Origin of the sequence: Pseudonocardia lacus (assembly GCF_018531445.1) — a bacterium.
GTDB classification, from domain to species: Bacteria; Actinomycetota; Actinomycetes; order Mycobacteriales; family Pseudonocardiaceae; genus Pseudonocardia; species Pseudonocardia lacus.
The window spans coordinates 1-11652 of record NZ_JAHDTH010000240.1 but is presented as its reverse complement, the minus strand read 5'-3'; the positions used below and the strand labels follow the sequence as shown (position 1 = coordinate 11652).

General features: G+C 77.2%; 1 protein-coding gene. It reads left to right on the top strand.

What is annotated here, in order from left to right; genetic code table 11:
• The coding region (locus KIK08_RS33620; RefSeq protein WP_214407353.1) for a trypsin-like peptidase domain-containing protein at positions 1–11652 on the top strand (11652 nt) is incomplete at both ends.

The window sequence follows — 11652 nt, the reverse complement described above, 5'->3', positions numbered from 1 at the left end:
GCCGGCGGCGGGCTGGCCGTGCTGGGCAGCGGGCCCGGCGGCCTCGTCCTCGCCGCCGTCGGCGGGGCGGTGGCCCTGGTTCCCGCGGTGCTCCAGCAGATCCGCTCGGCGGCGCAGCCGCGCGGCCCCCCGGCCGTGCTGCGCGCACTCGGTGCGGGCATCGCCCGCCACGCCACGGCGCTCGTCGTCGTGGGAACCCTGCTGGTGGCCGTGCAGGTCGCCCGGAACTCGGCGCCCAACGAGGCGTTCGAGATCCCGGGCTGGTGGGACGGGTCGCTGCGGGAGTTGCTCGGCTGGACCGCCGCGGCGGCCGGCGGGCTGGTGGTGCGCCGTGCGGTGGCGCGCGTCGTGCCCGGTGGTCTGCTCGGTGCCCTCGGCGTCGTGGGCAAGCGCGTCCGGCCGGTCGTCGAGGCGGTTGGCGGGTTGCCCGGACGTGTCTCGGCCGCTCGCGAGGCGCGCCACGACCGACAGGAGGCCATCGACCGGCTCCGCACGATCGTCGAGCAGGAAGGCACCGTCGGGGAGGCGCCCCGAGGGGCCCTCGTGTGGGCCATGGGGCTCGCGGTGCGGGCTGGTGTGGACACCGCGGAGATCGCCGGGGTCGTCGGGCTGCCCGAGCCGGTCGTCGCGCTGGTCCTCGGACACCGCGACACCGTGAGCCGGATGCCGCGCGTGCCGAACGCGGGCGAGTACGGCCCGGAGACCGAGCTGCAGGCGCGCAGCCGCGACCTGCAGGACGAACTGCGCACGCGCATCGCCGAGGTCTGGGCGGACGCCCGGGCCGGCGTCGAGGTCCCGCGGGCCCGATGGGACCGCGTCCACGAGCTGCTGGTCGACGCCGAGACCCTGGGCGCGCCGTGGGCCGGGGGCATGGCCCAGGTCCGGGCCGCCGCCGAGCAGGACCTGGGCTGGGAGCTGCGCTGGGTCCGCGGCGGCGTCGAGGTGCGGGTGCCCGGTGGGTGGCTCGCCGAGCGGGCCGGTTCCGAGGTCGTGTTCACGGTGCCCGGCGCCGCGATCGTCACCGCCGCGGGGAAGGCGGCCCCGACCCCGGACCTGCCCGCCGAGCTGAGCCGGCTCTACGCGGCCGTCTGGTGGGGCCTGCTGGCCGCGCCGAAGGACGTCCCGCCGGTCGTGTCCGCGCTGAACACGCTGGCCCAGCTGCGCGGCCCCCCGGCGCCCGACGCCCGGCTCGACCCGAAGGACCCGCTCGTCGACACCGTCGCGGGGCTGCTGGCCCACGAGCCGGCGGCCGTCCTCGACCACCCGGCCCTGACCGAGGTCGCCGTGCAGCTCGTCGAGCACGTCCGCCCGGCGCTGGCCGCGGCGCGCCAGCGCCTGGCGCTGCTGGCCGACCCGGTCGAGCCGGCCCGCGCCATCGTGCAGGCCGCCGACACCCTGCACCGCCAGGGCGACGGGTCCGGCCGGGCGGCGCTGGAGCGGGACGTGCGCGCCGCCGACACCGTGCTCGAGCAGGCGCGCGAGGCGCTGGTGGCCGCGGCCGCGTGGCGGGAGAAGCAGGCCACCGACGCCGATGGCGAGGGGCAGAAGCACCGCGAGAAGCTGGTCAAGGCCAGGACCAAGCGGGACCGCGGCGCCGCCGAGGGCGTGCGCAAGGAGCAGGCCGACCTCGACCTGGAGCTGGAGAACGCCCGGCGCGCCCGCGCCTCGCACGACGCCCTCCAGCAGGCCACCGCGGCCCTGGACGAGCTGCGCCGGGCCCATGACGAGCTGCTGCAGGCGCTGCAGGACGCCGCCGGCCCGGGCGCCGTCGACCCGGCCGCGACGGAGCGGATCCGGTCGGCGGCCGCCGAGGTGCTCACCGGGGCCACCACCTATCGCGAGGTGCTCGCCCGCACCACGCCGGAGCCCGAAGCGCTGCCGTCGGGCACGCCCACCGGCCCGCTGCCGCGGCTGGCCGAGGTCACCGACCAGGTCAACGCCGAGCTGGCGCGGCTCGGGCTGCCCCGCCGGTTCACCGAGGCCGAGCTGGACGCGGTGATCCGGGCGGAGTTCCGCCGGGCCGCGGCGCCGCAGCTCGCCGGCGGTGGCGGCGAGCCGATCGTCGGCGTCAAGCAGAACGGCCTGGTGCTGCAGGTGCCGGCCCGGCGCGCCGCGGACAGCCGTTGGGCCGCCCTGACGCGCCGGGGCCGGACCGCGGCCGAGGTCAGGATCACCTGGCACGCGCTGGGCCTGGTCGCGGTCCCCGACCCGCTGAGCGCCTGGGGCCGCACCGCCGCCGAGCTGATGCTGGGCTCCCTGCCGCAGGGCGGTGCCGTCGCCGGCGCGAGCACCGTGCAGACCCGCACCACCCACGGCGGCGCCGAGGTCGACGTCACCGACGTCGTCGAGTCGACCGCGCCGAGCTGGCTGAGCGGGCTGCGCGACGTCGTCAAGATCAAGGGCGGGTTCGGCTGGTCGAGCACGCGGACCACGGTCCGCTCGGCCTCGGCGGGGAGCTACTCGCTGGGCGGGGGCGTGGCCGACAACCGCGGGGCGTCGACGCTCTACGAGGTCGACACGCAGTGGCGGCTGGCCGTCCGCACCGGCGGGCGCGCGCCCGGCGCGCCCGGGGCGTGGAAGGAGTTCGGGCGGATCGGCGGATCGGCGGCCCCCGGCGGCACCGGCGGCTACGCCGACGAGAGGAGGCAGGCCGACCTCACCCGGCTGTGGGTGTCGCACGCCTACGACGAGCGCGGCCCGCCGGACGCGGAGGCCAACCCGGCCGGACGGCAGCCAGGCACGCCGTTCCCGGCCTACGCGCCGATCTGGGTCGGCGGGCTCGAGCAGCTGGTCGACAAGGTCGCGGTTGCGCTGGGCACGCGCGATGCCGGGATCGGCGGCTTCACCCGCGGCCAGCTGCGGGCGTTCCTGGTAGCCGAGCTCGGCGGCCGGCTCGACGTGGCGGCCGAGGACGGCCTGCGGCTGCTGCTGCCCGACCGGCTCGGCCGGCCCGCGGCCCACCTGGAGGTCACCGCCACCCCGGTCCTGGAGAAGGTCCGGCTGGTCGGCGGGGCCACGCGCAAGGAGCTGCTGGAGGACCTGCACGTCTGGTTCTCCACGATCAGCGCGGGGGCGACCACGACCTCCGGACGGTCGTCGACCCGCGCCGTGGCCGTGGAGCTGGCCAAGCAGGCGCGGGAGGCGGCGCAGAACTTCGGTCCGGGCGGCGGGGCCAACCGCAGCAGGTCGACCTCGCGGGCGGACGGCATGTCCAGCTCGCAGGCCGCGATCCGCCCCGGCGTGCACCGGCTGGCCGGCCACTCCCAGGCCTACGTCCTGCGCTGGCAGTACACGGTGCGGATCCAGCACCTGCGCGGGCGCGACGGCGTCGCCTACCGCGAGGACACCGTGACCGGCAGCGGTGACGCGATGGTCCGCATCGGCGAGCGCGACGCCTACCGCTACGGCCTGCCGGTCGCGAAGGCGGCCCTCACCCAGGCCGGCGACGGCACGACGGTGGTGCGCGGCACGCCGGTGCAGGAGGCGCCGCCGGGTCGGCTCGCCGCGCCGCCGACCAACCTGGGCAACGGCCGGGGCCAGATGCGCTCCGTCGGGCACGGCCTGGTCCGCGACGTGCCGTGGGCCGAGGTGCTGCGCGTGCGCCACGCGGTGGAGGAGCGCCTGCGCCGGCTCGAGGTGCTGCCGCCGCGGGACGTGGCCCGCTGGACGCACGACCCCGCTGTGCTGGCCGCCCAGCTGGCCAACCAGCGCGAGGTCCGCGACCTCTTCTCCCCGGAGCGCTGGGAGACCGGCTACGACCAGGCCGTCAACGCCGGCCTCGCGATCACCGTGGAGAACCCGCTGTCGCTGCTGTGGGGTGGACGCAGCGCCGAGCGCATGGAGGTGGTCGTCCAGCTGGTGCCGGAGTGGGGCCGGACCAACGAGCGGACCCGCTACCTCGGCCACTCGCCGTCGCTGCTGGAGGTGGGGCTGTACATCCAGTCCAACACCTCCAGCCGGTCGGCGGGCGGCTCGTGGGGCACCAGCTACTCCCTCGACGTCGGGTCCGGGTACGTGCCCGGTGCCGACCAGGTCCCGGCCGATCCCGGCGTGCAGGGCGAGAACCAGGTGTCCGCGGGCGTCAACGGGCGGGGCGGGCACGGCCGCAGCGGCGGCCAGTCGGCGGGCACCACGGTCAACGTGGTGACCCTCGTCGAGGGCATGGGCTCGACGGCGGGCTTCGAGGTCGGCCACCGCGTGGTCGTGACGCTGCGCCGCCGCGGCGCCGCGGACGAGGTCGTCGAGCACGGCGTCGGGTCCTTCCCGCTGTCGATCTGGCTGGCCGCGGACCTGCTACCGGACGCACGGGGGTACCGGGGCATCGCCGAGGGGCCACTGCCGGACTGGATGCGCACCCGGCTGGTCCCGATGGCCGTGCAGGCCGATCAGCTGTTCGCCGCGGCGCTCGCGCAGGTCGAGGGCCAGCTCGACCGCGGCTGGTACCTCGACCCGGAGGGCGTGCAGGACCTGCGCGAGTTCACCGGGGTCGACCGGCTGGCCGCCTCGCTGCTCGAGCTGAGCACCTCGGGCCTGCGCCGGTCGGTGCTGGTCCGCTCGGTGACCGGGCGGACCAGGTGGATCGACGTGGAGCTGCGCGGCGGGCCGGCGCGCACCCGCCTGCTCACCATCGGCGACCTGCTGACCGGCGACATCAACCTGACGCTGAACTCGCAGGGCGGCGAGCACGGGTGGTCGGCCGGCGGGGGCGGCGGCGCGTCCGCCGGCGGTGGCGTCGGCCAGCTGGAGGCGCCGGCCGCCGGGGGCAAGCTGGGCGGCTCGGGCAGCGTCGACCGCGGCGCCAACCGCTCGGCGCTGGGCATCTGGGGCCGGGAGTTCCTCGGGATCGAGCTGGGCAAGCACCACGTCGGCCAGCTCGACATGGTCGTGCAGGTCCGGGTCGGTCGGGCGGTCGGGTCCGAGCAGCCCCCGGGTGCGCAGGTCGACGTCCGCGTCTGGCACGCCATCCCCGAGCGCGACGTGCTCGACCGGTACGCCGCCGGCGAGCACGACCTACCCCTCGACGTCGTCGCCGACGCCGTCGAGCGGATGGTGGCCGGCGACCTGCTGCTCGACCTGCGCACCACCCGACTGCTGGTCAGCCGCTACGTCGGGCAGCTGCGCGGCCGGCTGGCCAGTGGCCGGGCCCACGAGCTGCCGGACGGGATCGACAAGCGGTCCATCGACCGGCACCTGGTCCGCTTGACCGCCTACCTCAACGAGCAGATCCGCAAGGAGATCGCCGGCCGCCCCGCCGGGAACGTCCCGGCGACCGCGGTCCGGCCGGGCAAGCGGCCCACGCTCAAGGCCGTGCTGCGCCGCGCTGCGGAGCTGGTCCCGATCGAAGAGCCGGTGGAGGTCCCGCCGAACTTCGAGACGGGCATGGGCGAGTCGGTGATCGAGCGGGCCGACCTGACCGACGCCGCAGGGCGACCGACCGAGCTGTTCGACCAGGTCCTGGCCGCGGTGCGGCAGGTGGCACCGGACGCGCTCGACGGCGACACGCTGCTGTGGAACGTGCTGGCCAACCAGTTCGCCGGCAAGCGCTGGCGCGGCCACCTCGACCGGATGCTCGGGCCGGACGGCATGCCCGTGCCCATCCGGGTCAGCACCCGCACCTGGGACGGCGCGAAGGTCGTGCGGCGCACCCGCTGGGTGACCCTGACCATCCGCGCCGAGTTCGACCCGAACACGGTGTGGGCAGGCAAGACCGACACCGTCGGGCTGATCCTGCAGGACTACGCCTACCTGCAGCTCGACGGCGGGCGCCGGTACGGCCGCGGGGCCGGCGCGGAGCTCGGCGGCGACGGCGCCGCCGTCCCGGTCGACGGCGGCCCCGGGCTCGGGCCGAACGCCTCCGTCGGCACCGGGCGCAACCGCGGCCGCTCCGCCGGCGTGTCCGGCCAGGCCACGACGCTGCGCGGGGTCGCGAGCTGGAACGGCGCCAACCGGGTGCGGCACGGGATCCGCATCACCATCACCCCGCGGCTGGAGGCGGCACCGCCGCAGACCAGGGCGCGGCGGCTGCGCAGCCCGGCCGCGGAGCCGAGCGCCGCGGTCACCGGCCCGCCCGTCGAGCTCACCGGGCAGACGGTGCGGCTGCTGCCCGACGGACTGGTGCAGGCGAGGTCGGTCACCGGGCGCGCGGTCAAGGGGCCGATGCTGTACCAGCCGGCGCCCGGCCTCCCGTTCACCCTGCCGACACAGGTCCGCGTCGACGGCCGCGGCGCGCCGATGCTGTCCAGGTTGGTCACCGAGGCCATCTCCCGCCCGGAGCTGCTCGGGCGCGCCGGCACGCTGGGCCACTACTTCGACCTGCTCGACGTCCTGCAGCCGATCCCGCTGAGCAACTTCCTGGACCGCATCGCCACCGCCGACGGCTACCGGCTCGGCCGCTACGCGGTGCCGGGCGTGCCCGGGGAGGCGGTGGACGTCATCGTCCGCGCCGACCTGCTAGCCGACCGGGTGGTCGTGGGCAGCCGTCCCAACACGGAACTGCGCGGGGTCTTCCGCGACCAGCTCGCCGCCTTCGTCGCCGGGTCGGTCGGCCACCTGCGCCCGACCACCCGCGGCGCCGGCACGTCGGTGGCCGGGACCGGGCTCGGCGTCGGGCTCAGCGTGGGCGACCAAACGGGGCACAGCCGCAGCCAGGGCCTGGGCAGCCGCGCCGAGACCTCCCTCTACGAACAGGGGCCGGCCACCACGATCCAGGTCCGGGTCGTCTACCACGTCACGCTGCGCCGGGTGCTGCTGCGCGACGACCGGGTCAAGCGGGTCCGCTACGAGCTCCCCCTGCCCAACCTCGCAGTCGGCACCGCCTATGTGACCGCGTTCGACGCCGACCTGGCCGGGCTGTTCCGGCCGAGCTTCGGGACGGGCGGCGGCGAGCTGCGGTTCGCTCCGCTGCCCCGGGCGAACGGCACGAAGTGGCCCGAGCCGCTGTGGGGCCCTGGCCCGGCCGCGCACCCGGGCGGCACGGCCTCCTCCGGCGGCTTCAGCGGTGGTGCGCTGGCGGTGGGCGGCTACCGGGCGACGGACAACGTGCTGGTCGCCGGAGTCCTCGCCGAGCTGTGGGCCGACCGGCTGGCCGGCGCGCCGGTCGGTGCGGTGCCGGGTCGCGGTCCGCCGGAGGCCGGGCTGCGGCGGCACGAGCGGCTGCTGGTGGTCGGCAACGACGAGCTGGTCCGCGCGCTGCGGGCCGCTGGTGCCGATCCGGTGCGGGCGGCGGACCTCGCCGACCGGATGTACGCGTTCAGCTGGCGCGACGGGGCGACCGGCCTGGGCGTGGTCGCGGTGCCGGCCGAGCGGTTCGCCGGGCTGCGGGCCTCCGGCCGGTGGGGCGAGGTGCTCGAGCACGAGCGCCGGTTCCACCTCGACGGCCGGGCGGGCGTGCACGACCACGACGCCGACGCCGCGCGCATCCTCGGGCGGATGCGCGTGGCGCCGGCCGCGGCCGGCGCGTCGGCGGGTGGCGCCGCGCTGCGGTCCGGGGAGGCGATCGACCCGCGGGGCTCCGCGGTGGTCGCGCACGTCGTGGCGAGGGTTGCGGCGGGGGAGGACGGGTTCGGGATCACCCGGCTGCCGGCCGGTGACCCGGCGGTGGTCGAGCTGACCGGGTTGCCCGGGTGGGCGCTGGCCGAGGCCGGCTGTCGCGGGGTGTGCGTGGTCGACGGGCTCGTCGACCGGGTCGTCGCGGCGGGTGGCCCGGCCGACCTGGTGGCCTGGGGTGCGGTGGACGGCTGGATCTACCTGGACCGCCAGGTCGAGGTCGGGCTGCGCAGCGGTGCCCTCGGCGCGGCCGATCGTGCCCAGCTGTTCCGCCACGAGTTGGTGCACGTTCGGTATCCGCGGATGCGGGAACCGGAGTCGATGCGCACGGCTCCGCTGCCGGACATGACCGGGCTGGCCGCGTTCCTGCCGCCACGATCGGCCGGGCCGGTGGCCTTCACCGCGGTGCCCGTGGTCGACGGGCGGACCGCGTGGACGGCTCCCGAGCTCGGCGCCGATGCGCACCCGTTGCTCCGGCGCGTGGTGGGCATCTGGACCCGGAGCGGTTTCCACGGCAGCGGTGTGCTGTACCGGGTCGACGGCGACACCGCCTACGTGCTGACCAACCGGCACGTCGTCGAGCCGGCCGGGGTGCCGATCGGGCTGGACGTCCGGGTCGAGGTGCACACCTCGGCCGGAACGCAGATCATCGATGGCCAGGTCGTCGCCTCGCCGTCGGCCGAGGCGCTGGCGTCGCGGGCGGCCGCGGTCGGGGTGGACACCGCCGAGTTCTCGGTGGACCTGCCGCTGTCGCCGGCCGCGGTCGACGTGGCGGTCGTGCGGATCGTCGACGCGCGGCTCACCGGGCTGCGGTTCCCCCCGCTGGATTTCGCCGACGTCGGCCCGGGTCAGCCCGTTGCAGTGCTGGGCTACCCGTCGACCAGCATCCCCCGGATGGGCGGCGGCGCCGTGGCACCGTTGCGGACCCACGGGATGGAGCTGGTCGTCACCGGTGGGCAGGTGTTCTTCGACGCGGTCCTGGACCTGCTGTCGCTCGGGGTGACGATGGCCGGCAACCCGTGGACCGCGCCCGGCGGCTCGGGCGGCCCGCTGGTGGCGGTCGGCGAGCACGCTCGACCGGACGTGGTCCTGGGCTTGCACAGCGGCGCGGCCCTGCCCAAGCCGGGGGATCGGTGGGGCCACCTGGCGCCGGTCGCCCTCGCCGTCCCGGGCCCGCTGGTGCGGGCCTTCGTGGAGGCCAGCGGCGTCGGCGGCCCGGACGCCCCGGCGCCGCCGCTGAGCGAGCACGAGTACCGTCGGATCGCAGCCGTGCCCGTCACTGCGCTGATCACGGGCGGGCGGGCCGCCGGTCTCGTGGCCAACCTTGCTCCGGGGGTGCGGGTGCCGGTTGCTGACGTGCTGGCGGCGGTGGAGCGGGCACCGGAGCTGCTGCTGACTCGCCCCGACCCGGCGGGGGACCCGGGCATGCGGATGGTCGTGCGGGTGCCCGGCCTCGCCACCGCCGCGCTGGTGGCCCCGCCGGCCGGGGAGCGGGCCGCGCTGGTCCGGCTGGCCGACGGTCAGCGGCTGCCGGTGCACGGCTCGTCGGCGGTGATCGGGTCCGGGTTCGCCAACGACGTGCAGGTGCCGCGCGGCGCGCGGACGGTCTCGGAGGCCGTGCTGCTGCGCCACCGCGACGGCTGGTCCCTGGTGGCGCTGCCGGGTGCCGGGCCCGTGCTGGTCGACGGGCGTGCGGTCGACGGCATCGCACCGGTGGGCCCCGCGTCGGCCATTACCGTGGCCGGCACGACCTTCCGGCTGCGCACCGGCGGCGGGGCGGCGTTGCTGTCGGGTCGGCACATCGACGACCGCGAGGCCGCCGTCGTCGCGCACGTCGTGGCCCGGTTGGACGCGGTCGGCCGGCCGCAGCGCCTGGCGGTCGACGACCCGGCGGTGGCCGAGCTGACCGGCGGACTGGACCCGGCCGAGCTGGTCGGGTGCGCCGGGGTGTGCGTGGTGGACGGTCTCGCCCGGCGGGTGGCGGCCGCCGGTGGGCCGGCCGACCTGGTGGCCTGGGCCGGTGTGGACGGGTGGATCCACGTGGACGCCAGGGTGGCGGCGGCGCTGCGGTCCGGGTTGCTGGACCCGGCCGCCCGGCGGGCGCTGTTCCGCCACGAGCTGGCCCACTTGGCCCATCCCGGCCTCGCCGAGGCCCAGGTGGCTGCGCTCGCCGCGGTGCCCGACCTGGCCCCGCTGGCCGCGGCGCTGGCCGGGATCGAGCCCGTCGCGGGTCGGCTGATCGGGCTGCGGCACGCCGGGCGGCCGGTGCGCCAGGCGGCCGAGCTGGGTGCGGCGGCGCACCCGCTGCTCGACCGGGTGGTGCGGGTGACCTTGCGCCAGGGCGGGCACGTCGTCGGTGTCGGGTCCGGGGTGCTGTACCGGGTCGACGACGGTATCGCTTACGTGCTGACCAACCGGCACGTCGTCGAGCCGACCGACGCCCAGGGTCGCCCGGTCGCGTTGCCGTCGTCGGTCGGTGTCCGCGTCGCCGTGCCCCTGGACGGGGGGACGGTGGACCTGCCGGCCCGGGTGGTCGCCGCGCCGTCCCCGGCCGCCCTCGCCGCCGAGCTCGCCGGCCTGGCCGGCGTGGACGCCGAGTTGGCGCGCTGGTTGCAGACCGAGGGCACCGATGTGGTCGACGTGGCGGTGCTGCGGGTCGTGCACCCGCGGCTGGCCGGCTCGGTGATCGCGCCGCTGCGGTTCGCCGACCCGGTCGTGGGCGATCCGGTCACCGTGCTCGGGTTCCCCGACACCACCGTGCCGGTGCTCGGTCGCACCGGGCCGACGAGCCTGGCCACCGCCCAGGAGTCGCTGGTGGCGGCCACCGGTCGGGTGTTCGACAGCCCGCGGGCCGACGCCGAGGCGTACGGCACCAAGGTCGTCGGTGTGCCGTGGGCCGGTGTCGGCCACTCCGGCGGTCCGATGATCGGGGCGCGCTCCGAGCCCGACGTCGTGCACGGGCTGACCTACGGCTACCTGGACCCGGCGGCGATGGCGGGGTGGACGCGCGGGCAGGTCGTCGTGGCCGTGCCGGCCGCGGTGGTGCGGGCGTACCTGCACGCCGCCGGCGTCGAGGGCGGGCCGGACGCCCCGGGGCTGGCTCCGCGGGAGCTCGCCCGGTTGGGCCAGCAGATCACCGCGCGGTTGACGGCGACCGGGCAGCCGAACGCGCCGGTCTCGGAGCTGGCCGCCGGGCTGCGGGTGCTGGCGCAGGACGTGCTGGCCGCGGCCGCGGCGACCCCCGGGCTGCAGGTCCCCACCGGCCCGGTCGGTGCCGGCGAGGGGCCGGTCGTGGCGCTGCGCGGCAGCCCCGGCCCGCTCTCCGACCGGCCCTTCGGGACCGGTGAGGTCGCGGTGCTGGGTGCGGCGCTGGCCGCGCTGCGCGACCGCTGGCTGGCCGAGGGACTCCCGCTCACCGCGGACCGCATCCGCGGCCCGCCGGCGCTGCACGCCGGCGAGGAGCTGTTCTCGCCCAGTACGGCCGACCTCGTGGCGCAGCTGGAGGCAGCAGGGATGGCGCCCGGGACCGCCGCGGCGCTGGTCTCCGGCCTGGTCGCGTTCAGCTGGCGCGACGGGACGGGTACTGCGGTGATCGCGGTCCCGGCCCGGGTCGCCGCCCGCCTGGACGCGGCCGAGGCGTGGGGACCGGTGCTCGACCACGAGCGCCGCTTCCACCTCGACCCCGCGGCCGGGCGCGACGGGCACGACGAGCACGCCCGGCAGACCCTGCTGGTGCTCGGTGCCCTGAGTGCTCCCGAGCAGGCCGGGGGCATGCACCCGGACCTGCCCGCACCGGCGGCCACGACCGCGGGACCGGTGTCTTCCCAGCCGGCGGCGAATGACTCCATCCCGCTAGGCGCGGTCGTGCTGGGGCTGGTCGTCAGTGGCGCCGGGTTCGTGCTGCCTGACCAGCTCGGCCTCACCGGTCGCTCGGCGGGCTTGGTGACCTTCCTGCTCGTGCTGACCGGGGTCGGCATCGACCTGGTGGCCCTGCTCGGGCTGCCCACCACGAGTTCGCCCGCCGCCCCGCCCGCCCCCCCGCCCGCCGCCCCGTCCGCGGCGACGCCGCGGCCGGCGGCTCCTGTTGCGCCGCCGGCTGAGGCGCCC